This is a genomic window from Hydrogenophaga pseudoflava (genome assembly GCF_004353865.1).
Taxonomy (GTDB): domain Bacteria; phylum Pseudomonadota; class Gammaproteobacteria; order Burkholderiales; family Burkholderiaceae_C; genus Hydrogenophaga; species Hydrogenophaga pseudoflava.
This window is the reverse complement of sequence record NZ_CP037867.1, coordinates 4,219,269-4,240,384: the sequence shown is the minus strand read 5'-3', so window position 1 is coordinate 4,240,384 and position 21,116 is coordinate 4,219,269. Positions and strand designations below refer to the sequence as shown.

Annotated in this window: 23 protein-coding genes; 19 read left to right on the top strand and 4 right to left on the bottom strand. The window is 67.6% G+C overall.

From position 1 onward, the window contains the following. Positions 1–122: 122 nt before the first annotated feature. Entirely contained in the window at positions 123–947 is an 825-nt protein-coding gene (locus tag HPF_RS20435) for a flagellin N-terminal helical domain-containing protein (RefSeq protein ID WP_066154859.1), read from the bottom strand. A gap of 492 nt (positions 948–1,439) precedes the next feature. On the opposite strand from HPF_RS20435, the gene flhD reads away from it, so the two are divergent. From flhD to HPF_RS20365, 14 genes are all read left to right on the top strand, one after another. Next, positions 1,440–1,781, top strand: a complete 342-nt coding sequence (flhD, locus tag HPF_RS20430) for a flagellar transcriptional regulator FlhD (RefSeq protein WP_066154856.1) — start codon at positions 1,440–1,442, stop codon at positions 1,779–1,781. Between the two features lie 23 nt (positions 1,782–1,804). Further along, positions 1,805–2,344 (top strand): flagellar transcriptional regulator FlhC, encoded by a 540-nt coding sequence (flhC, locus tag HPF_RS20425; RefSeq protein WP_066154851.1) that lies wholly within the window; start codon positions 1,805–1,807, stop codon positions 2,342–2,344. A gap of 152 nt (positions 2,345–2,496) precedes the next feature. Further along, complete coding sequence (gene motA / locus HPF_RS20420) at positions 2,497–3,357, top strand: flagellar motor stator protein MotA (protein ID WP_127804292.1); 861 nt, start codon at positions 2,497–2,499, stop codon at positions 3,355–3,357. Then, the gene (gene motB, locus HPF_RS20415) at positions 3,357–4,439 is read left to right on the top strand and encodes a flagellar motor protein MotB (protein ID WP_133157670.1); all 1,083 of its coding nucleotides are present in this window, start codon (positions 3,357–3,359) and stop codon (positions 4,437–4,439) included. The genes motA and motB overlap by 1 nt, the downstream gene beginning before the upstream one ends. Positions 4,440–4,470: 31 nt before the next feature. Then, the gene (cheY, locus tag HPF_RS20410; RefSeq protein WP_066154845.1) at positions 4,471–4,857 is read left to right on the top strand and encodes a chemotaxis response regulator CheY; all 387 of its coding nucleotides are present in this window, start codon (positions 4,471–4,473) and stop codon (positions 4,855–4,857) included. A 17-nt stretch (positions 4,858–4,874) separates the two neighbouring features. Next, a complete protein-coding gene (locus HPF_RS20405) occupies positions 4,875–5,489 on the top strand; it encodes a protein phosphatase CheZ (RefSeq protein ID WP_133157669.1) in 615 nt (204 codons plus the stop codon). A gap of 110 nt (positions 5,490–5,599) precedes the next feature. Further along, positions 5,600–6,757 carry an EscU/YscU/HrcU family type III secretion system export apparatus switch protein gene (locus tag HPF_RS20400; protein ID WP_127804298.1) on the top strand — a complete coding sequence of 386 codons (1,158 nt, stop codon included), beginning with the start codon at positions 5,600–5,602 and terminating at the stop codon, positions 6,755–6,757. 8 nt (positions 6,758–6,765) lie between these two features. After that, on the top strand, positions 6,766–8,838 hold the full coding sequence (flhA, locus tag HPF_RS20395) for a flagellar biosynthesis protein FlhA (protein ID WP_371836594.1): 2,073 nt from the start codon (positions 6,766–6,768) through the stop codon (positions 8,836–8,838). After that, a complete protein-coding gene (flhF, locus tag HPF_RS20390) occupies positions 8,835–10,349 on the top strand; it encodes a flagellar biosynthesis GTPase FlhF (protein WP_066154832.1) in 1,515 nt (504 codons plus the stop codon). Before flhA ends, flhF begins: the two co-directional genes overlap by 4 nt. Next, a complete protein-coding gene (locus tag HPF_RS20385) occupies positions 10,342–11,142 on the top strand; it encodes a P-loop NTPase family protein (protein WP_133157668.1) in 801 nt (266 codons plus the stop codon). Before flhF ends, HPF_RS20385 begins: the two co-directional genes overlap by 8 nt. 5 nt (positions 11,143–11,147) lie before the next feature. Then, positions 11,148–11,864 carry an RNA polymerase sigma factor FliA gene (locus HPF_RS20380; RefSeq protein WP_133157667.1) on the top strand — a complete coding sequence of 239 codons (717 nt, stop codon included), beginning with the start codon at positions 11,148–11,150 and terminating at the stop codon, positions 11,862–11,864. Positions 11,865–11,895: 31 nt separating this feature from the next. Continuing rightward, positions 11,896–13,509, top strand: coding sequence for a hypothetical protein (locus HPF_RS20375; protein WP_133157666.1), 1,614 nt, complete (start codon positions 11,896–11,898; stop codon positions 13,507–13,509). Further along, positions 13,509–14,846, top strand: a complete 1,338-nt coding sequence (locus tag HPF_RS20370; RefSeq protein WP_133157665.1) for a bifunctional cytidylyltransferase/SDR family oxidoreductase — start codon at positions 13,509–13,511, stop codon at positions 14,844–14,846. Before HPF_RS20375 ends, HPF_RS20370 begins: the two co-directional genes overlap by 1 nt. Before the next feature lie 36 nt (positions 14,847–14,882). Further along, positions 14,883–15,665, top strand: coding sequence for a class I SAM-dependent methyltransferase (locus HPF_RS20365; RefSeq protein ID WP_079366709.1), 783 nt, complete (start codon positions 14,883–14,885; stop codon positions 15,663–15,665). Positions 15,666–15,756: 91 nt separating this feature from the next. Here the strand turns inward: HPF_RS20365 and HPF_RS20360 are convergent, their stop codons facing one another. The 3 genes from HPF_RS20360 to flgA form a co-directional block, all read right to left on the bottom strand. Continuing rightward, entirely contained in the window at positions 15,757–16,122 is a 366-nt protein-coding gene (locus tag HPF_RS20360) for a hypothetical protein (RefSeq protein ID WP_133157664.1), read from the bottom strand. A gap of 23 nt (positions 16,123–16,145) precedes the next feature. Next, a complete protein-coding gene (flgM, locus tag HPF_RS20355; RefSeq protein WP_066154812.1) occupies positions 16,146–16,493 on the bottom strand; it encodes a flagellar biosynthesis anti-sigma factor FlgM in 348 nt (115 codons plus the stop codon). A 124-nt stretch (positions 16,494–16,617) separates the two neighbouring features. Continuing rightward, complete coding sequence (gene flgA / locus HPF_RS20350) at positions 16,618–17,304, bottom strand: flagellar basal body P-ring formation chaperone FlgA (protein WP_243721629.1); 687 nt, start codon at positions 17,302–17,304, stop codon at positions 16,618–16,620. 282 nt (positions 17,305–17,586) lie between these two features. On the opposite strand from flgA, the gene flgB reads away from it, so the two are divergent. From flgB to flgF, 5 genes are read left to right on the top strand one after another with little or no spacing between them, the layout of a single operon-like run. Next, positions 17,587–17,988: a flagellar basal body rod protein FlgB gene (gene flgB, locus HPF_RS20345; protein WP_079366712.1), complete on the top strand. Its 402-nt coding sequence runs from the start codon at positions 17,587–17,589 to the stop codon at positions 17,986–17,988. Positions 17,989–17,998: 10 nt separating this feature from the next. Next, complete coding sequence (flgC, locus tag HPF_RS20340; RefSeq protein ID WP_066154802.1) at positions 17,999–18,403, top strand: flagellar basal body rod protein FlgC; 405 nt, start codon at positions 17,999–18,001, stop codon at positions 18,401–18,403. A gap of 25 nt (positions 18,404–18,428) precedes the next feature. Beyond that, on the top strand, positions 18,429–19,085 hold the full coding sequence (locus tag HPF_RS20335) for a flagellar hook assembly protein FlgD (RefSeq protein WP_133157662.1): 657 nt from the start codon (positions 18,429–18,431) through the stop codon (positions 19,083–19,085). 44 nt (positions 19,086–19,129) lie between these two features. Continuing rightward, positions 19,130–20,344, top strand: coding sequence for a flagellar hook protein FlgE (gene flgE, locus HPF_RS20330; RefSeq protein ID WP_133157661.1), 1,215 nt, complete (start codon positions 19,130–19,132; stop codon positions 20,342–20,344). Positions 20,345–20,375: 31 nt separating this feature from the next. After that, entirely contained in the window at positions 20,376–21,116 is a 741-nt protein-coding gene (gene flgF, locus HPF_RS20325; protein WP_133157660.1) for a flagellar basal-body rod protein FlgF, read from the top strand.

Here is a 21,116-nt window from a genome sequence, read left to right as displayed (position 1 = left end):
TACCCATCGCACGCGGTCTGCATGCGATCGGTGCATGCCCCGAAAGACGACGCGACGGGGGCACCGGGGTGCCGCCGTCGCCGGTCGCCACACCCGCAGGTGTGGCGAAACGGTGTCGTGAATCAGCGCAGCAGGGACAGCACGCCCTGGGGCAGCTGGTTGGCCTGGGCGACCATGGCGGTGCCGGCCTGTTGCAGGATCTGGCCACGCGAGAGGTTCGAGGTTTCCACCGCGAAGTTCGCGTCCATGATGCGGCCGCGGGAGGCCGCGAGGTTCTCGGACGAGATCTGCAGGCTGGCGATCACCGAGTCGAAGCGGTTCTGCTTGGCACCGAAGGTGGCGCGGGCGGTCGTGATTTCGTCGATGGCGTTGTCCAGGTCGTCCATGGCGGCCAGCGCGCCGGAGCTGGTGGCGATGGCGCCGCCCACGACGGCCGTCACGCCCGAACCGGCGGTCAGGTCGGTCGTGTCGATGTCGATCTGGTCGGTGGTCACGTTGTCGGCGCCGACCTGGAAGGTCAGGGAGGCCGAGGTGTTCAGCAGGTTGGTGCCGTTGAACTTGGTGCCTGTGAGCACTCGGGTCACTTCCGCGGCCAGTTCCTGGTATTCCTCGTCGAGGTTGGCGCGGTCGTCGTCGGAGTTCGAACCGTTGGCCGACTGCACGGCCAGTTCGCGCATGCGCTGCAGCGCGTCGCCGATCTTGCCCAGCGCGCCTTCAGCGGTCTGCGCCAGGGAGATGCCGTCGTTGGCGTTGCGGATCGCCACGTTCATGCCCTTGACCTGCGCGTTCATGCGCTCGGCAATGGCCAGACCAGCGGCATCGTCCTTGGCGGTGTTCACACGCAGGCCGGAAGACAGGCGCTGCATCGAGGTGGACAGCGAACCGGTGGACTGGGCCAGGTTGCGTTGTGCGTTCAGGGACTGCACGTTGGTGTTGATGGTGCTCATCGTTAACTCCTAAAGTTGGACTAAGGTAATCCGGCATCGCTGCCAATCTCAACGCCCGTCTTTCGACGGGCCGCCATGACCGGTGCTCGTCGCTGCCAGCCGGTTGGCCCTCGGGCCGCTGACCGTCTCGCCGCGTTGCTTGCCGGACGACGAACCTTTTAGAAGTTCGTTGAGATGCTTTTCGGTGGCCCTGACATATTCTTTAGCCCCGCCCCATACCGGATCGGTGAAATAAGCAAGGGATGCACGTCCCTGTTCCGGCCTTAGTGCCGCTGCCCCGGCCGCAGAGGTGCGCGCTGGCGGGTGCTCGCCCGACACCAAAATGAGTACTTGGGTTGTAGGAAAAAATCCGACACGGTGTCGGGTGTGCGCCGACAGTGCGAACAGCCGTTTCCTGATTCAAGTTTTTTTACCGGCAGACACAATTACTCACATCAAGTCAGCAGATGTAGCAGCCCGCCAGCACCGCCGACCGATCTCTAGGAGAAACACATGGACAGCGAACAACTCTTGGCCGAAATCCGCGAAGCCAATCTGACCTACCTGATGCTGGCCCAGAACCTGATCCGCAAGGACCGCGCCGAAGCGCTGTTCCGCCTGGGTCTGACCGAAGAGGCCGCCGACCTGCTGGGCATGCTCTCGACCGCCCAGCTGCTCAAGATCGCCTCCACCAACATGCTGCTGTGCCGCTTCCGCGTGGACGACGACCTGGTGTGGAACCTGCTGACCAGCCACAACGTGAAGAAGGTCGACAACGCCACCACGACCCAGCTGCACGCCTCGATCCTGATGGCCGGCAAGTTCGCCGAGTCGATGGCCACGTCGGCCCACTGATCCCACCGGACTGAGCACGCACCATGGCCACCGCAAAAAGCATCCTCAACGAGTCGCGCGACATCGCCCGTGCCGTGGCCCTGATCCAGCTCGGTGCCCGCCTGCAGGTGCTGGAGTACGAAACCAGCCTGTCGTACGAGCGCCTGCTGCGCTTGTACAAGGAAGTGGCCGGCAAGAGCCCGTCCAAGGGCCAGCTGCCCTTCTCGACCGACTGGTTCCTGACCTGGCAGCCCAACATCCACGCCTCGCTGTTCTTGAACATCCACGAGTACCTCTCCAAGACCAGCGAGCTGGAGGAGATCGACACCGTGATCAAGGCCTTCCGCCTCTACAGCGAACAGATGCAGGCCAGCGCCATCGAGCCCCTGCTGTCCGTCACCCGCGCCTGGCGTCTGGTGAAGTTCGTCGACAGCGGCATGCTGACCCTGACCAAGTGCTCCTGCTGCGGCGGCCACTTCGTGACCGAACCCTACGAGAACGCCAAGAGCTTTGTCTGCGGCCTGTGCGAGCCGCCGGCCCGCGCCGGCAAGGGCAGCGCCTCGGGCGGCTTGCGCCTGCACTGAACGGGCTCTCCGTTCAAACCCTGAAAAGGACCCGTCTGCGGGTCCTTTTTGCGTTTCTGGCGGACCTCAATCGCCCCTAGAGTTGGACCGATAGGAAAGACAGTCGTTGGGGCCGTCTGCTCCAGGTTCCGCTTCAACTCAGGGTTCGGTCCATGTTCGTCATCATCGGCTTCGTGATCTCGATGGTCTGCATCTTCGGCGTGTTCATCATGCACGGGGGCAACATCGGCGTCGTGCTCACGGCGCTGCCGTTCGAGCTGATCACCATCTTCGGCGCCGCCATCGGCGCCTTCCTCATCAACAACCAGATGAAGGTGGTCAAGGCCACGCTCAAGGGCTTCGGCCAGTGCTTCAAGGGCAGCCGTTTCACCAAGGCGCGCTACATGGAGCTGCTGGCGCTGCAGTTCGACATCCTGCAGAAGGCGCGCAAGGAAGGCCTGATGGCCATCGAGCAGGACGTGGACAACCCCGAGCAGTCGCCGCTGTTCAAGAAGTACCCCGTGATCTCGGCCGACCACCACCTGGTCGAGTTCATCACCGACTACCTGCGCATGATGGTCTCGGGCAACCTGAACGCCCACGAGATCGAGTCGCTGATGGACGCCGAGATCGAGACCCACCACCAGGAGGCGCACGCCCCGGTGGCGGCCATCGCCCGCCTGGCCGGTGCGCTGCCGGCCTTCGGCATCGTGGCCGCGGTGCTGGGTGTGGTGAACACCATGGGTTCGGTGGGCCAGCCGCCGGCGGTGCTGGGCGGCATGATCGGCTCGGCCCTGGTCGGCACCTTCCTGGGCATCCTGCTGGCCTACGGTGTGTTCGAACCGCTGGGCGGCCTGCTGGAGCAGAAGACCGAAGAGGCCTCCAAGGAATTCGCCTGCGTCAAGACCACGCTGCTGGCCTCGATGCAGGGCTATGCGCCCTCGACGGCGATCGAGTTCGGCCGCAAGGTGCTGTTCTCCGATGTGCGCCCTTCGTTCTCTGAGCTCGAGAACCACGTCAAAGGGAAGAAGTGATGGCCGACGGCAAGAAGCTTCAGCCCATCATCGTCAAGCGCGTCAAGAAGGGCGGTCATGCGGCCCATGGTGGGGCGTGGAAGATCGCCTACGCCGACTTCGTGACGGCCATGATGGCCTTCTTCCTGCTGATGTGGCTGCTGGGGTCCACCTCCTCCGGCGACCTCAAGGGCATCGCCGACTATTTCTCCAACCCGGTCAAGGTCACGCTGCTGGGCGGCAGCGGCACCGGCAACAGCGACTCCGTGCTGCCCGGCGGTGGCCAGGACCTCTCGCGCCGGCAAGGCCAGGTCGACACCGGCGACGCCGAACGCGCGGCCAAGCTCATGGGCGCGCAGATGGCTCGGGCCGAACTCGCCCGCCGGGACGCCCTGCGCCTCGACGCCCTGCAGACCAAGCTCAACGAGTTGGTCGAGAACAACCCCGCGCTGTCCGAGTTCAAGTCGCAGATCCGCATGGAGAAGACCGCCGACGGGCTGCAGATCCAGATCGTCGACGACCAGAACCGCCCCATGTTCGACGTCGGCAGCGCCATGGTCAAACCCTATATGCGCCAGATCCTGCGCGAGATCGGCGGGGCCATCGGCGACATCGACAACCGGCTCGCGCTCTCGGGCCACACCGACGCCACGCCCTACGGCAGCGGCGACCGCGGCTACAGCAACTGGGAGCTGTCGGCCGACCGCGCCAACGCCTCGCGCCGCGAGCTGGTGGCCGGCGGCCTGCCCGACAACAAGCTCGCTCGTGTCGAGGGCCTGGCCTCCAGCCGGCTGCTGGACGTCAACCAGCCCGACGCACCGATGAACCGGCGCATCAGCATCCTGGTCATGACCCGCGAGGCCGAGGAGCGCATGGCACCCATCGGCGACGGCACCGCGCTGCGCCCGCCCGCCACCGAGGCGCCCGCCGGGCCTGCCGCAGGGGCCGTGCCGGCGCCACCGGCCGGTGCAGAAACGGCCGTTCCCCAGGCCGAACCCCTCGTCGCGCCGGTGCGCCAGATGCCGCTGGGCCTGCCCGATCTTCAGAAACTGGCAGAAGTGCCGAAACCCCGGGAAGAGGCTGGGCCAGTCAAGCCCCGCTAACCGCCACTGTTTCCTGACAGGAGACCCCACCATGTCCACCCCGATGAAATTCCTGATCGTTGACGACTTCTCCACCATGCGCCGCATCGTGCGCAACCTGCTCAAGGAGATCGGTCACGCCGACGCCGACGAGGCGGAAGACGGGGTGATCGCGCTCAACAAGCTGAGGAACGGGTCCTTCAACTTTGTCGTCAGCGACATCAACATGCCCAACATGAACGGCTTCCAGCTGCTGGCCGAGATCAAGAAGGACGAGGCGCTCAAGCACCTGCCGGTCCTGATGGTGACGGCCGAGGCGCGCAAGGAAGACATCGTGATGGCCGCACAGGGTGGCGCGGCGGGCTACATCGTCAAGCCGTTCACCAAGGCCACGCTGGAAGACAAGCTCGCCAACATCTTCAAGAAACTCGGCCTCTGAGCCCAGCGGGAGTTCCCATGTCCACCAGCAACAGCCCGGGCAATCCGGAAATGTTCCAGCAACTGGGCTCCATCACGCGCCAGCTGCACGACGCCCTGAAGGAACTGGGGTATGCCGACAAGCTCAAGGGCACGGTCGACCAGCTGCCCGACGCCCAGAGCCGGCTCTCCTACATCGCCCGCCTCACCGGCGAGGCGGCCGAGAAGGTGCTCAACCACGTGGACGGCGCCAAGTCCGAGCAGGAGGCCATCGCCGAACGCGGGCGCCAGCTGACCTCCACCATTGCCGCGGTGCCGGGTCTGGCCAGGGCCATGCCCGAGCTGCTGAGCTGGTCCAGGGACGTGGTCGAGCTCAGCGAGAAGAGCGACGCGCGCCTGACCGAGATCATGATGGCGCAGGACTTCCACGACCTCACCGGCCAGGTGATCAACCGGGTGGTGCAGCTGGCCGCCACCATCGAGGAACAGCTGCTGGCCTTGCTGCTGCAGTCGGCGCCCGCTGGCGCCCCGGGCCAGGACAAGGCCTACGACATGAGCGCCCTGCAGGGGCCGGTGGTCGACCCCGAAGGCCGCACCGACGTGGTGGCCGACCAGAAGGACGTCGACGATCTGCTGGCTTCCCTCGGATTCTGAGTTTTCAGTTTTCGCGCTGGGGGAATAGGGCGGTGCTTCACCGCCTTTTCACGCATTCATTTCGGGGGCCGACTTCCACAATCTGACTCAAGTTTTCCTGAGTCAGACCGATGTCCTCCTCCCAAGACAAGAACCTGCCGGCCACCGCGCACCGCCTGAAGAAGGCGCGCGAGGAGGGCCAGCTGCCGCGTTCGAAGGAGCTGTCCAACCTCGCGGTGCTGGGCGGGGGCGCGGTGCTGCTGATGCTGCTGCTGCCGATGGGTTTTTCCCGTCTGCAGGCGGCGCTGGCCTCGCAGCTGCGCTTTGACCACGGTGCCCTGCTGCAGCCCCAGCTGCTGGTCGAGCGCCTGCACGACAGCCTGGGCCTGGGTCTGGTGGTGTTCCTGCCGCTGGGCGTGGCCACCCTGGCGCTGGCGGTGTTCGCTGCCTTCGCCTCGGGCAGCTGGACGCTGACCACCCACACCATGGCCCCGGACCTGACCCGGCTCAGCCCCCTCGCCGGGCTGGGGCGCCTGTTCTCCAAGCAGCAGCTGTTCGAGACCGCCAAGCTGGCGGTGATGACCGTCATCGTCGGCTTCGTCGGCTGGAAGTTCCTCTCTTCGCACATCGCAGGCTTCGCCAGCCTGCTGCTGCAGCCGCTGGAGGGCGGCCTGGGCCAGCTGGCGCAGTGGATGCGCACCGGCGTGGGCATTCTGCTGGGGGTGGTGACGCTGTTCGCGCTCATCGACTTTCCGATGCAGAAGTTCCTGCACGCCCAGCGGCTGCGCATGTCGCGCGAAGAGGTCAAGCAGGAACACAAGCAGAACGAAGGCGATCCGCATGTCAAGGGCCAGCGCCGCCGCCGCCAGCGCGAGCTGGCGCACCGCATGAGCATCGGCGCCGTGCCCAAGGCCGACCTGGTGGTGATGAACCCGACCCACTATGCGGTGGCGATCCAGTACGACGACGCCACCATGAGCGCGCCGCGCGTGATCGCCAAGGGCGCCGACCTGCTGGCCCTGCGCATCCGCGATGTGGCCAAGGATCACAAGGTGCCGGTGCTGCAGTCGCCCATGCTGGCGCGCGCGCTCTACGCCCACGCCGAACTCGACCAGGAAATCCCTTCCGCCCTCTACACCGCGGTGGCCCAGGTGCTGGCCTACGTCTACCAGCTCAAGGCCGCGCTCGCCGGGCGTGGCGCCATGCCCGGCGCCGCGCCCGATCCGCAGGTGCCACCCGAACTCGATCCGCACTGGAAGCAACCGCCGACCCGGGGAGCCGCTGAATGAACGCCCAAATGAAATTCCTGCAACAGTGGTTCGGTCGCCACGCTGCGCTGGCCCAGGGCCTGGCCGCCCCGATGCTGGTGGTGCTGGTGCTGGCCATGATGGTGCTGCCCCTGGCCCCCTGGGTGCTGGACACCTTCTTCACGCTGAACATCGCGATCGCGCTGGTGGTGATGATGGTGGCGGCCTACATGCGCGCGCCGCTGGACTTCTCGGTCTTCCCCACCGTGCTGCTGCTGACCACGCTGCTGCGCCTGTCGCTGAACGTCGCTTCCACCCGCGTGGTGCTGATGGAGGGCCACACCGGCCCCGGCGCCGCCGGCGCGGTGATCGAAGCCTTCGGCCACTTCCTGATCGGCGGCAACTTCGCGGTCGGTTTCATCGTGTTCGCCATCCTGGTGGTGATCAACTTCGTGGTGATCACCAAGGGCTCGGAGCGCATCGCCGAGGTCTCGGCCCGCTTCACCCTGGACGCCATGCCCGGCAAGCAGATGGCCATCGACGCCGACCTGGGCGCCGGCCTGATCAACGAGCAGGAGGCCAAGCGCCGCCGCGCCGAGGTGGGCGAGGAGGCCGAGTTCTTCGGTTCCATGGACGGTGCCTCCAAGTTCGTGCGCGGCGACGCCATCGCCGGCATCCTGATCCTGTTCATCAACATCATCGGCGGCCTGATCATCGGCATGGTCCAGCACGGCCTGTCGGCCGGCGAGGCGGCCGACAGCTACATCCTGCTGGCCGTCGGCGATGCGCTGGTGGCGCAAATTCCTGGCCTGCTGATCTCGGTGGCCGCCGCCATGGTGGTCTCGCGCGTGGGCAAGGAACAGGACCTGGGCGTGCAGATGGTCGAGCAGATGTTCATGTCCTCGCGCGTGCTGGGCATCACCGCGGGCGTGCTGTTCCTGCTGGGCGTCGTTCCCGGCATGCCGCACCTCGTGTTCCTGGCCTTCGCCGCGGCCATCGGCGGCCTGGCCTGGTGGCGGCTGCAGGAAGAGCGCCGGCCCAAGCCCACCGAGCAGCCGGCCGCACCGCCCAGCGACGGCGAAGCCACCTGGGACGACCTGCAGCCGGTCGACCTGCTGGGCCTGGAGCTGGGCTACCGCCTGATCGCCATGGTCGACAAGAACCGCCAGGGCGACCTGCTCACCCGCATCAAGGGCGTGCGCAAGAAGTTCGCGCAGGAGGTGGGCTTCCTGCCGCCGGCCGTGCACGTGCGCGACAACCTCGAACTGCGCCCCAGCGGCTACCGCATCACCCTGCGCGGCGTGGTGGTGGGCGAGGGCGAGGTCTTCCCCGGCATGTTCCTGGCCATCGACCCGGGTGGCGTGGGCACGCCGCTGATCGGCACCCCCACCAAGGACCCCGCTTTTGGCCTGCCCGCGCATTGGATCGACGAGAAGCAGAAAGAGAACGCGCAAATGGCCGGTTTTACGGTGGTTGATTCCGAGACCGTGCTGGCGACCCATCTTTCACACTTGATGCAAGTCCAGGCCGCCAAGTTGCTGAGCCGGACGGAGACCCAGGACCTGGTCGAACACGTGACCCGCCTGGCCCCGAAACTGATCGAAGAGGTCGTGCCAAAAATGGTTCCCGTCGCCACCTTCCAGAAAGTGCTGCAGCTGCTGCTGGAAGAGTCGGTGCACGTGCGCGACATCCGCACCATCATCGAATCCCTGGCCGAACACGCCGGCAGCACCTCCGACCCCGTCGAGCTGGCCCGCCGTGTGCGCACCGCGCTGTCGCCGGCCATCGTCCAGCAGATTTACGGCGGTTCGGTCAAGGAACTTGAGGTCATCGCGATCGAACCCGGCCTGGAGCGCCTGCTGATGCAGGCCCTGACCGGCAACGGCGCCGGCGCGCTGGACCCCGGTGTGGCCGAGACGCTGAGCAAGTCCGCCGCCGAAATCGCCAACCGGCAGGAAGAGCGGGGCGTGCCCGCCTGCCTGCTGGTGCCCGACGCCATCCGCACCGCGATGGCCCGCCTGCTGCGCCGCGCCGCGCCGCGCCTGCAGGTGCTCGCCCACAGCGAGATTCCTGAAACCCACCTTATCCGTATCGGCCCGATTCTTGGGGAGCTTGCAGCATGAACATCCAGCGATTCACCGCCCCGACCTCGCGCGAAGCCATGGCCAAGGCCCGCCAGGCCTTTGGCGACAGCGCCGTCATCCTCTCCAGCCGCGCCACCGACGGGGGGTTTGAAGTGATGGCCGCCGCCGAAGAAAGCCTGGCGCCCGTGGCCCAGCCCGGTTCGCTGGCCAGCCGCGCCGAGGAGCGCATGCCGGCCATCCGCACCCGCCGCGCCGATCCGCCCGCCTTCCGCGACTCGGTGCAGGAAGACACCGAGCAGATGGCCATGAGCACGCTCTCGTTCCAGGAGTACGTGCGCGAGCGCATGCTGCGCAAGCGCCGCGCCGCCATGGACGGCGAGGGTGCCGGGGACAGCGCACCGGCCGCCCGCGAGAGCGCCGCGCCCCGCGCCCCCGCCGCCCGTGTGCAGGCCCCGGCCGAGCGCCCCGCGCCGGTCCGCCTGGCCATGCCGCAGGCCCCGATGGCCACGCCCGAGCCGGCCCCGATCCGCACCCGTCCCGCCGCACCGGCCCCGGCCTGGTCCGACAGCGAGGACCTGCAGCAGCGCGCCGCGTCGGCCAGCGAAGGCCGCATGGCGGTGGAGCTGTCGGCGCTCAAGGACATGATCGAGGAGCGCTTCAACACCCTGGCCTGGCTCGGTTCGTCCAAGCAGAACCCGATCCAGTCCACGATGATGCTCAAGCTCATCCGCGCCGGCTACTCGCCCGCGATCGCCCGCGCCGTGCTCGAACGCATGCCGGCCGACACCGGTGCCAGCCAGGCCGTGCGCTGGGTGATGGACACGCTCACGCGCAACCTGCGCACCGCCACACCGGGCAGCGGCCTGTGCGACGAGGGCGGCGTGGTCGCCCTGATCGGCGCCACCGGCGTCGGCAAGACCACCACCGCCGCCAAGCTCGCCGCCCAGTGCGTGCGCCAGCACGGCGCCGCCAGCGTCGGCCTGATCACCCTGGACACCTACCGCGTCTCGGGCTACGAGCAACTGCGCGCCTACGGCCGCATGCTGGGTGTCGTCGCCCACCTGGCGCACGACCGCGCCGCGCTCAAGGACCTGCTGGACCTGCTGTCGAACAAGCGCATGGTCATCATCGACACCGCCGGCCTGGGCCAGCGCGACCAGCGCATCCAGGAAATGCTGGACGTGCTGGACATGCCCTCGGTCAAGAAGGTGCTGGTGCTCAACGCCGGCTCCCACGGCGACACGCTGGACGATGTGCTGACCTCGTTCAAGTCCAGCGGTCTGCACGGCGTGGTGCTCTCCAAGGTCGACGAGGCCGTCAAGCTCGGCCCGGCCATCGACGCCCTGGTCCGCCACCAGGTGGTGCTGCGCGGCGTGGCCAACGGTCAGCGCGTGCCCGAGGACTGGCAGAACCCCGACGCCGCCACCCTGGTGCGGGTGGCCATGGGCACCGAGGGCAAATCGGCCTACGACCCGGTCGCCACCGACATGGGCTTCTACTTCTCTCAGGCCTCCTCGCGCGGCATCCAGCTGGGGGCTGGCCATGTTTGAAGCCGGCCTCGACCAGGCGGCCGGCCTGCGCGCCCACACGCTGCGCCAGGGTCCGGCCCTGCTGGCGGTGGCCAGCCCGGCCCAGCCCGCCCTCGCCTACGAACTGCTGTGCCACCTCTCGGCGCAGCTCAAGGCACAGGGCCGCCTGCCGGTGATCCTGGACGGCACCGCCACCGAAACCGCCGAGCGCCGCAGCGGCGACGGCAGCCACCCGGGCCTGCTGCACGCGCTGAACGACCCCGCGATCTCCGGGCTGGGCCATGCGGCCGACGGCCATGAGTGGCTGGTGATGCCCGCCGCCCAGGGCCTGCGGGCGCTGCAGCGCACCGCGCTGACCGCTGGCGGCACCGTGGCGCTTTCGCGCCTGCTGGCCCCCTTCACCAGCGGCACCCTGCTGCTGTTCTTCGCCCCCGCCCACGAGCTCTCGCCGCTGTGCAGCGACCTGCAGGCGCGTGTGGTGGTGCCGGTGCTGCCCCATCCCCAGGCGGCCATCGACGCCTACGGCGCGGTCAAGCTGCTGCACATGGCCGGTGCCCGCCCGGTGCTCGCGCCCATGGCCAGCGCCGACCCCGGTCAGGCGCCGGACACCGTGCTGGCCACGGTCTGCGACTGCGCGGACCGGCACCTCGGCCTGGACCTGGAGCGCTGGAGCGAGCCCGTGTGGGCCGCCTGCGCGCAGGAACACGCCCTGACCCGGCCCCAGCGGCTGGACACCTTCCACGGTCTGCGCGACAACCGGTTTGCCGCCACCGGGCCGTCCCCTGTGGGCGCGATGCCCTCACTCTGGAGTTGAACGACATGTACACCGCCAAAGGCACCCTCAACCGGGACGACCAGTTGCGCAAGTACAGCCCGCTGGTGCGCCGCCTGGCCCATCACATGATCGCCAAGCTGCCGCCGAGCGTGGAGGTCGACGACCTGATCCAGGTCGGCATGATCGGTCTGACCGAAGCCATCGCGCGCTTCGAGCCCTCGCAGGGCGTGCAGTTCGAGACCTTTGCCAGCCAGCGCATCCGCGGCGCCATGCTCGACGAGCTGCGCGAGGGCGACTGGATGAGCCGCGGCTCGCGCAAGAGCCAGAAGGACATCGAGCACGCCGTGCACCGCCTGCAGCAGAAGCTGCACCGCGCGCCGATGGAGAGCGAGATCGCCGCGGAGCTGGGCATGAGCCTGGCCGACTACCAGCACATGCTGGCCAAGGTGCGCGGCACCCAGCTGGTCTACCTGGAAGACATCAGCGGCCGGGACGACGACGACGAAGGCTTCCTGGACCGCCACATGGGCGACGATGAGGCCGACCCGTCGAGCCTGCTGCAGGACCAGCGCATGCGCATGGCCCTGGTGGAGGCGATCAAGAACCTGCCCGAACGCGAGCAGCACATCATGTCCATGTACTACGAGCACGACATGAACCTCAAGGAGATCGCGGCCGTGCTGGGGGTCACCGAGTCGCGCATCTGCCAGCTGCACAGCCAGTCCATCGCCCGCCTGCGCACCAAGCTGCGCGAGCACTGAGCCGACCGGTCGCCACCGCCAAGGACCCCCCATGTTCGACGCCGAATTCCCCCGCCTGAACCGCATCGAGCAGCTGCTCCAGAGCCGCGATCACGCCGCCCTGGAGACCCTGGTCATCGAAGAGATGCCCAAAGGCCTGCTGAGCGAGCCGACGCTGGACGCCGCCCGCGTGCTGCGCCAGAACGCCACCGTCGTCTTCCTGGCCTCGCTGGCGGTCGAGAACCTGCCCAAACCCTTCCGCTTCCAGGCCTGGCTGGCGGTGTACCAGTCCATCGTGCGCGGTGAGCCCACCGCCGAGCTCGGCGCGCTGCCCGGTCGCCATCCGCTGCGCCTGATCGCCGAAGCGGTGGTCCGCAAGACCGCGATCGATGCCGCCGCGCTGAAAAAAGGCCACGGGCTCCTGGAAGACTGGTGCCACGCCGCCGAACTGGCCATCGACCAGCTGCGCCTGGATCTGGTGGAGCAGATCGTGCGCGAGCTGGTGCGCCGCAAGCCCGGCGTGCAGGACTGGCTGCGCTTCACCCAGGTGCTCATCGCACGGCACAACCACATTCCCCAGACCGCCGACACTGGCGCCCTGGGCCGCGCCTACAGCTGCATCCGCGACCACCTGATCGCTCGCCAGCCCGCGGTCGACAAGGTGCGCAGCCGTCTGGCGCTGTACGTCAGCCAATGCCACTTCAAGGCGGGCAACTACTCCGCTGCCATCGAGGCGGCCCAACTCGTGACGGCGGAGAAACAGCGCATCCACGCCGCCTTCGACATCTCGCGCTCGCACTGCTTCCTGGGTGACCTGGACCAGGCACTGGTCTGGCTGGACCGGGTGGTTGAGCTGATCTGTGCACCGCAGGGTCTGGCCCAGACCTCCCAGCCGGAACACCCGATCCGCACCGGCAAAGCATCCCCATCGGCCAAAAGGTCGCGAACCTTCGATCCGCAGCAGGCCTCCAGGGCACTGGTGGCCTTGCAGAATGCGCTGGAACCCGTCGGCAAGAAGGCCTTTCTGGTGTCGGGCACGCTGTTGGGGTTTCACCGCGAAGGCGGTCTGCTGGCGCACGACAAGGACATCGACGTCGGCATCATCGGCTGGGAAGACCAGTACGAGGTGGTCAACGCGCTGCTGCAGAGCGGCCAGTTCGGCATGGACCTGAGGCGCCTGCACGGCCGCAAGACCTACCACATTCCGGTGCGCCACATCGGGACCGGGGTGTGCATCGACATCTTCGTCTACCACGAGGAGGGCGGGAAGCTGGTGACGGGTGTCCAGTCCGACTTCGGCTACCTGCAGAAATTCGCCTTCACGCCCTTCGGTCTGCACAAGACCGGCTTCCTGGGCATCGAGTTCTACGTGCCCGACGACATCGAGCGCAACCTGGCCGAGAACTTCGGCAACTGGCGCCAGTCGGACCCCGACTACATCTCGCACCTGCAGTCGCCCTCGACCGTCGATGTCGGTGGCAAGGTGTTCCAGATCGTCGGCCGCATCCGCGCGCTGGAGGCGATCAACGAGGGCAAGCTCGAGAAGCTCTCGCGCGTGATCCAGATCATGACCGAGCACCAGGACCGCCCCGGCGGCATGTCGGCGCACACCCTGGAACTGCTCCAGACGGCCTACGACCAACGAACCGTTGCAGAGGTGGCGTGATGAACGATTTCGCTTTTGTCCTGCTCGCCGGTGGCAGCGGCACCCGGCTCGATTCCCCGATTCCCAAGCAGTTCATCCGCGTGGCCGGCAAGACCATCGTGGAGCACAGCTTCGACGCCCTGCACAGCTACGCGCCCGAGGCGCGCATCGTGATCACCGTGCCGGCCGACGCGCTGGAGATGGCGCGCAAGCTGTTCAGCGGCACCAGGGCCGAGGTCATCGTCGGTGGTTCATCGCGCCAGGCCTCGGCCTGGGCGGCGCTGAAGTACCTGCGCGCCGATCCGCCGAAGAACGTCATCCTGCACGACTCGGCGCGGCCCTTCCTGAGCCACCAGATCATCCACGACGTGGTCGATGCGCTCGAATCGCACGAGGCGGTGGATGTGGCCATCAAGACCAGCGACACCATCATTGTCGAGCGCGACGGCTTCATCCAGAACATCCCCAGGCGCGACCACATCTACCGCGGCCAGACGCCGCAGGGCTTCCGCTACGGCGCCCTGGTCAAGAGCTACGAGGAGATCGGCCCCGAAAAGATGGGCGAGTTCACCGACGACTGCGGCATCTACATGGCCTGCCACCCGATGGGCCAGGTGCGCATCGTCAAGGGCAGCTCCGAGAACATCAAGATCACCGACTCGGTGGACCTGGTGCTGGCCGACGAGCTGTTCCGCATCCGCCAGCAGCAGCTCGCGCCCAACCTCAACGGCCTGGACCTCAAGGGCAAACATTCCGTGGTGTTCGGTGGCAGCGCCGGCATCGGCAAGGCCATCGTGCAGATCCTTGAAGAGGCCGGCAGCACGGTGCACAGCGTCTCGCGCCGCACCGGCTGCGACATCGCCGACCACGACCAGGTCGAGGACACCTTCGAACGCCTGATGAACGAGTGGGGCCGCATCGACCACGTGGTCAACGCCGCGGGCCTGCTGATCAAGAGCCCGCTGGAGCAGCAGTCGCCCGCCGACGTGGCCCAGCAGGTGTCGGTGAACCTGCTCGGCTCGCTCAACGTCGCGCAGTGCGCGCACGCGCCGCTCAAGGAGTCGCAGGGCATGCTGCTGCAGTTCTCCTCGTCCTCGTTCACCCGCGGCCGCGCCGACTACTCGGCCTACTCGGCCTGCAAGGCGGCCATCGTCAACCTGACGCAGGCGCTGTCGGACGAATGGAAGGACGACGGCATCCGCGTCAACTGCATCGTGCCCGGCCGCACCGACACCGGCATGCGCCGCAGCAACTTCGCCGGCGAGGACCAGCGCACCCTGCTCAGTCCCTACGAAGTGGCGCTGGCCTCGGCCAAGCTGCTCAGTTCCAGCGACACGGGCGTGATCGCCCGCGTCTGACACCACAACCATTCATTCCGTACCGTGGAGAACCCCATGAGCCAATGCCCCGTCTGTGGCGGTGAAGAAGACATCGTCGCCCACACCTGCCGCGTCAAGCCGTACCAGGGCAAGACCATGCGCGGCCACCAGTGCCGCTCCTGCGGCCTGATCCGCTACCCCGAGAACCTGGGCAACTACGTCAAGATCATTGCCCGTCAGTCGTCCGAGGCTGAGCTGCGCGAACTGCGCAACGCCAACGACGAGCGCCCGGGCCGTGAGTTCTACATGGCCGAGATGGGCATGGAGATCGTGAGCAAGCACAACGCCAGCGTCAGCTTCTTCGGCTCGGGCCTGAACACCGACCACCTCTGGCTCAAGCGCGCCTACCCCGAGGTGCAGACCAAGCTGGTCGACCTGGAGAACATGCAGGAGGCCGAGAACTTCGAGACCATCGCCGAGGCCACGCCGTCGGACGTGGTCATCGCCTCCGAGGTGATCGAGCACTTCACCGAGCCGGTGGCGCACTTCGAGTCGTTGCTGCGCCTGCTCAAGGACGACGGCGTCCTGATCTGCAGCTCCAACATCTACGACGGCAGCAACATCGCCCTGCACCAGTACCCCTTCGTGCCCGGTCACGTGGCCTACTGGACGCCGCTGTCGCTGATCAAGGTGGCGGCCGACCACGGCTGTTTCGTCGATTTCCGCACGCCCGAAATCGGCCTCACGCGCGGCGGCCCGCGCAAGAAGTACATCATCTTCTACAAGCGCACCGAGACCTTGTTCCGCATGAGCAACTACTTCGGCACGCACATGCACGCGCCGTCCGAGAAGGCGTGAGCCCTGCCGCCCGCCGGCGCGGGGTGCCCAACAAAAAACCGGCCTCGGCCGGTTTTTTGTTGGGGAGCGTGAAAGGAAACGGGGTCTGCGCTCAGGCCGACAGGTAGCCGTGGCCTGCGCCGCCGGTGGAGGAGTTCTGGCCGGCGAGGCGGCCGTAGGTGCCGGTGGCCTGCTGGGGCAGCAGGCTCTGCACCGCGCGCTGGCTCTGGGCCTGGGCGCGCAGCACGGCCTGGCGCAGCAGACCGAAGCTGTGGGCGGCCTGCTGCATGTCGTCGCGCAGGCGGCTGCCGGGCACGCCGAAATCGGCGGTGCGCGGGGCTTTTTTCAGCACCTCCTGCACGTGCTGGCTGGCGCGTTCGACGGCCGGGGCATCGCCTTGCAGCAGCGCCTTTTCCAGCCCGTCCAGGCCGACCTGCAGGGCGGCAATCCAGGGGTGGGGCGAGGTGCGCTGGGTCATGGCTTGCTCCTGGGGGAGAAAGATCAGCCGCGCTGTGCGCCGGTGTTGGCGCTGAGCATTTCGGCGGCGTTGGACAACATCTTGTCGGCGATGGCCTCGGCGTTGACTTTGAAGCTGCCGTCGGCGATGGCCTGTTTCATGGCCTCCACCTTCTCGGCGTTGAACACATCGCTGCCACCGCCGCTGGACAGGGCCTGCGAGGCGGACGACGACAGGGTCACGGTCACGCCGGCCTGGGGCTGGGCCGTCGCGGCTGCCAGGCCGCCGGCCGCAGCGGCTTCGGCGCCTGCGTTCGGCTTCTCGGCGGCCTTCTGGGGGCCGCCTGCCACGGAGCCGATGTAGGAGTCCGGTGCAGAAGATTCGACTTTCATTTCACTCTCCAGGCCCCGCATTTGGGGCGTTGTGGAATGACTATCGGCTCAAAAGCGGGGGGACTTGAGCCCTTTTTTGTGGAATGCATCACAAAAGTCCCGCCGAATCTGGATAAAAAAGGTTTCACAAACGCACGTCGACCGTCTGGCCGTCGCGCACGGTACCCGTCACGATGCGGCCACCGTTCAGCCGCACCCGCACGCTCTGACCCGGAATGCCTGCGGTCAGGGCCTCGCCACTGACGACGACCTGGAAGCCGGGGCCGACGCTGCTGACCCGCACCTGGGCGCCCGGCCCGAAGGCGGGCACCGGCCGCACCATATTCTGGCGGATGGCCTGGCCAGGCTGCAACGCGTAGGCCGCCTGCTGGCCGACCCAGCGCTCCGGGTTGGCCAGCACCGCGTAGGGCTGCTCCGCCCAGTCCATATCGGCCATCTCCGCGTCGTCCTGAACCAGCACCGTGCCGGCCGGCACCGGGCGCTTGAGCACCCAGCCCGGGCCCCAGGCCTTGACGGTGACCGGCAAGAAGACGTTCCAGCGCACCGGGCCGTCCAGGCAGCGCAGGCCGATCCGGCTGCGGCCCCACAGGCGGGTGCCGGGCGGCAGGTAGGGCTCGATGTGGGTGCAGGGCGTGAGCTTCAGGCGCGAGTCCAGCGAGCCGAACAGGATCTCGGGGCGCAGCGCGCCGCCGCCGTCCGGCCCGGTGACCGAGGCCAGCGCGGGCTGCACCCAGTCGCGTGCCATCTGTTCGAACTGCGCAAATTCGCTCTGCGAGGCCACCACCTGCGCGCGCGCCAGGCCGGTGAACAAGAGAAGCAGTGTCAACAGACCAGCACAAGCCACGGAACCGGCTTTGCCGGGCCGAAGGCTTGGCCCCCCTGCAGGGGGGAGACGCCGGAGGCGGCGCAGGGGGTGAAGACAAGTTCGCATAGGGCCACTGTAGGTCGGGGGCAGGGCTCGCAAAGGATCGAAATGCGGGTCAAACCTGCGCTTTCTTTCGGCGCTGCCGCCCCTCAAGTTTTCGCACACTTGTCCGCAACCCGGTGCCTTTCCCCGTGGCGCCGCCTTCCGTCCACCCTGCAGGAGAACGACATGCTCGAACAGATGACCGCCCGGCTCGACGCCTATGGCCAGTCGCTGGTGCTGCGTTCGCACCGCCAGCAGGTGATCGCCAGCAACATCGCCAACGCCGACACCCCGGGCTACGTTGCGCGCGACTTCGATTTCGCCGCCGCGCTCAAGGACGCCAGCGGGGGCACGAACCGCCAGGGCCTGGCCCAAACCGCGGCCGGCCACATGCGCCTGTCGGGTCCGCAGCCGGGCGACCCCAAGATGGGCTACGCCGTGCAGACCCAGCCCAGCCAGGACGGCAACTCGGTCGACCTCGACCGCGAGCGCGCCAACTTCGTCGACAACACCATCCGCTACGAGTCGACGCTGCGCTTCATCAACTCCAACGTGAAGACCATGCTGTCCGCCATCACCGGCCAGTAAGGAGAGCCTCATGTCCATGTTCTCGATCTTCGGCGTCTCCGGCAGTGCGATCAGCTCGCAGGCCCAGCGCCTCAACGTGGTGGCCAGCAACCTGGCCAACGCCGACGCCGTGGCCGGCCCCGACGGCCAGAGCTACAAGGCGCGCCAGGTGGTGTTCCAGACCGTGCCCATGGGCGACCAGGCCACGGCCGGCGTCAAGGTGCAGAACATCACCGAAAGCGAGGCCCCGGGCCGCCGCGTGCACAACCCGCACCACCCCAGCGCCGACGCCGAGGGCTACGTGACCCACTCCAACGTGAACCCGGTGGAGGAGATGGTCAACATGATCTCGGCCTCGCGCGCCTACCAGAACAACGTCGAGGTCATGAACACGGCCAAGTCGCTGCTGCTCAAGACGCTGCAGATGGGCCAGTAAACAGAGAGCACCCACCATGAGCCTGATGTCTCCCCTGGACCTCTCCAACCTCGGCACCACCGTGGGCAGCACCACGGGTGCCGGTGGCAACACAACCAACGATCCGCAGGCCATGCAGGACCGTTTCCTGAAGTTGCTGGTCGCGCAGATCAACAACCAGGACCCGCTCAACCCGATGGACAACGCCCAGATGACCACGCAGATGGCGCAGATCAACACGGTCAGCGGCATCCAGCAGCTCAACCAGACGCTCAAGGGCATGGCCGACCAGATGGCCTCGTCGCAGGCGATGCAGGGCACCACGCTGATCGGCAAGGACGCGCTGGTCGAGGGCGACGCCCTGGCCTTCGACGGCAGCACCGGCAAAGGCGCCTTCACGCTCGACGGCGCCGCCACCAGCGTCAAGGTCGACATCATCGGCAAGAACGGCGAGACCCTGCAGACCCTCGACCTGGGCGCGCGCGAAGCCGGCCAGCACGGCTTCGAATGGCCCGCCGGCGCGATCGACCCGAACCAGGTGGCCAAGTTCACCGTGCGCGCCAGCAACGGCGGCACCCCCGTCACCGACACCGAACTGCAGCGCGTGCGCATCGCCTCCGTGGGCCTGTCCAACGGCGCCATGAGCATCCAGCTGAGCAACGGCCGCACCCTGGCGTACGACCAGGTGCGCGGCTTCATGTAAGCCACACCCGCATCCGATTCCCACCCCCCCCGAAGGACACCACCATGGCATTCCAGCAAGGACTCTCCGGCCTGAATTCCGCCAGCCGCAACCTGGACGTGATCGGCCACAACATCGCCAACGCCAACACTGTCGGCATGAAGGCCTCCCGCGCCGAATTCGGCGAGATCTATGCCAGCTCCATCAACGCCGCCGGCAGCACCAACGCCGGCATCGGCGTGCAGGTGTCCGCCGTGGCGCAGCAGTTCACGCAGGGCAACATCTCCGTCACCGGCAACTCCCTGGACGTGGCCATCAACGGCAACGGCTTCTTCGAGCTCACCATGCCCGACGGCTCGCTGGCCTACTCGCGCGCCGGCATGTTCAAGCTCAACCGCGACGGCGAGATCGTGAACAACCTCGGTGGCCAGCTCATGGGATATCCCACCGATGCCGCCGGCGTGCGCCAGGGTTTCGAGTCGGTGCCGCTGACGCTGCCCACAGGTGGCCCGATCCCGGCGCGAGCGACCACGGCGATGGGGGCCGAGGTGAACCTGGATGCGCGCGCGCCCATCGCCGCGGCCGCCGTGCCCCCCACGCCGTTCGGCACCTATGGCACTTCCCTCATTGCCTACGACCAGCAGGGCCTGGAGATTCCGGTCAGCCTGGTGTTTGAAAAGACGGCCAACAACCAGTGGAACGTCTACACCGGCGTCAACGGCGCCGACCCGGCGGCCTCGGTGCCGTTTGCGCTGAACTTCCTGCCCGACGGCAGCCTGGACCCGGCCACGGTGATTCCGCAGCTGCAGCTGGCTTCGCCCAACGACCCGGCGCAGACCTTCATGGTCGACCTCGACTTCGGCGACACCACCCAGTTCGGTGTCGACTTCGCGGTCAACAACCTCACGCAGGACGGCTACCGCCCCGGTGAACTCACCAGCCTCAACATCAGCGACGACGGCGTGATCATGGCCCAGTACTCCAACGGCCAGTCGCAGGCGGCCGGCCAGATCGCGCTGGTCAATTTCCGCAACGTGCAGGGCCTGCAGCCCAACGGCGGCGGCAACTGGACGCAGACCTTCGCCTCGGGCGAGCCGGTGCGCGGCGCACCGGGCGAAGGCAACATGGGTCTGCTGCGCTCCGGCGCGGTGGAAGACTCCAACGTCGACCTCACGGCCGAGCTGGTGAACATGATGACCGCGCAGCGCGCCTACCAGGCCAACGCGCAGACCATCAAGACGCAGGACCAGGTCCTGTCGACCCTGCTGAACATGCGCTGATCGTCTGACGCGACCTCTCTAGGAGCCCTGTATGGACCGCATGATCTACACCGCCATGACCGGCGCCAACGCCGCCGCCCACCGGCAGCAGCTGCTGGCGAACAACCTGGCCAATGCGTCCACGCCGGGCTTCCGCGCCGAGCTGGCGACCTTCCGCGCGGTGCCGGTGCGTGGCGACGGCACCAGCTCGCGCGTGTTCGCACTCGAAGCCAGCGCCGGCCACTCCGAGGTCTCCGGCCCGATCAACCCGACCGGCCGCAGCCTGGACGTGGCCGCGCGCGGCAACGCCTGGTTCGCGGTGCAGGGCCTGGACGGCACCGAGGCCTACACCCGCGGTGGTGCGTTTGAAGTCAGCGCCGACGGCGCCCTGGTCAACGCCCACGGTCTGCCCGTGCTCGACGACGGCGGCTCGCCCATCAGCGTGCCGGCCAACGCCCAGCTCACCTTCGGTGCCGACGGCACGCTGACCGCGCGCGTCGGCGACCAGGCGCCGCAGCGCGTGGCCAAGCTCAAGCTGGTCACCCCCAACGACGAGAACCGCCTGCGCCGCAGCGAGGACGGCCTGTTCCGTCCGGTGGTGGGCGAGGCGCTGGACGCCGATGCCAACGCCCGCGTGCAGGGCGGGGCGCTGGAAGGCAGCAACGTGAACCCCATCGAGGCCATGGTCGGAATGATCGCGGTCTCGCGCCAGTTCGAGACGCAGATGCGCATGCTGCAGAACGGTGAAAAGAACGACCAGACCGCGTCGCGGCTGCTCAACATGAACGGCTGA

What these genes read in the sequence shown, in the direction of transcription:
- HPF_RS20435 (WP_066154859.1), bottom strand. Translation starts at nt 947, where the DNA reads ATGAGCACCATCAACACCAACGTGCAGTCCCTGAACGCACAACGCAAC.
- flhD (WP_066154856.1), top strand. Translation starts at nt 1,440, where the DNA reads ATGGACAGCGAACAACTCTTGGCCGAAATCCGCGAAGCCAATCTGACC.
- flhC (WP_066154851.1), top strand. Translation starts at nt 1,805, where the DNA reads ATGGCCACCGCAAAAAGCATCCTCAACGAGTCGCGCGACATCGCCCGT.
- motA (WP_127804292.1), top strand. Translation starts at nt 2,497, where the DNA reads ATGTTCGTCATCATCGGCTTCGTGATCTCGATGGTCTGCATCTTCGGC.
- motB (WP_133157670.1), top strand. Translation starts at nt 3,357, where the DNA reads ATGGCCGACGGCAAGAAGCTTCAGCCCATCATCGTCAAGCGCGTCAAG.
- cheY (WP_066154845.1), top strand. Translation starts at nt 4,471, where the DNA reads ATGTCCACCCCGATGAAATTCCTGATCGTTGACGACTTCTCCACCATG.
- HPF_RS20405 (WP_133157669.1), top strand. Translation starts at nt 4,875, where the DNA reads ATGTCCACCAGCAACAGCCCGGGCAATCCGGAAATGTTCCAGCAACTG.
- HPF_RS20400 (WP_127804298.1), top strand. Translation starts at nt 5,600, where the DNA reads ATGTCCTCCTCCCAAGACAAGAACCTGCCGGCCACCGCGCACCGCCTG.
- flhA (WP_371836594.1), top strand. Translation starts at nt 6,766, where the DNA reads ATGAAATTCCTGCAACAGTGGTTCGGTCGCCACGCTGCGCTGGCCCAG.
- flhF (WP_066154832.1), top strand. Translation starts at nt 8,835, where the DNA reads ATGAACATCCAGCGATTCACCGCCCCGACCTCGCGCGAAGCCATGGCC.
- HPF_RS20385 (WP_133157668.1), top strand. Translation starts at nt 10,342, where the DNA reads ATGTTTGAAGCCGGCCTCGACCAGGCGGCCGGCCTGCGCGCCCACACG.
- HPF_RS20380 (WP_133157667.1), top strand. Translation starts at nt 11,148, where the DNA reads ATGTACACCGCCAAAGGCACCCTCAACCGGGACGACCAGTTGCGCAAG.
- HPF_RS20375 (WP_133157666.1), top strand. Translation starts at nt 11,896, where the DNA reads ATGTTCGACGCCGAATTCCCCCGCCTGAACCGCATCGAGCAGCTGCTC.
- HPF_RS20370 (WP_133157665.1), top strand. Translation starts at nt 13,509, where the DNA reads ATGAACGATTTCGCTTTTGTCCTGCTCGCCGGTGGCAGCGGCACCCGG.
- HPF_RS20365 (WP_079366709.1), top strand. Translation starts at nt 14,883, where the DNA reads ATGAGCCAATGCCCCGTCTGTGGCGGTGAAGAAGACATCGTCGCCCAC.
- HPF_RS20360 (WP_133157664.1), bottom strand. Translation starts at nt 16,122, where the DNA reads ATGACCCAGCGCACCTCGCCCCACCCCTGGATTGCCGCCCTGCAGGTC.
- flgM (WP_066154812.1), bottom strand. Translation starts at nt 16,493, where the DNA reads ATGAAAGTCGAATCTTCTGCACCGGACTCCTACATCGGCTCCGTGGCA.
- flgB (WP_079366712.1), top strand. Translation starts at nt 17,587, where the DNA reads ATGCTCGAACAGATGACCGCCCGGCTCGACGCCTATGGCCAGTCGCTG.
- flgC (WP_066154802.1), top strand. Translation starts at nt 17,999, where the DNA reads ATGTCCATGTTCTCGATCTTCGGCGTCTCCGGCAGTGCGATCAGCTCG.
- HPF_RS20335 (WP_133157662.1), top strand. Translation starts at nt 18,429, where the DNA reads ATGTCTCCCCTGGACCTCTCCAACCTCGGCACCACCGTGGGCAGCACC.
- flgE (WP_133157661.1), top strand. Translation starts at nt 19,130, where the DNA reads ATGGCATTCCAGCAAGGACTCTCCGGCCTGAATTCCGCCAGCCGCAAC.
- flgF (WP_133157660.1), top strand. Translation starts at nt 20,376, where the DNA reads ATGGACCGCATGATCTACACCGCCATGACCGGCGCCAACGCCGCCGCC.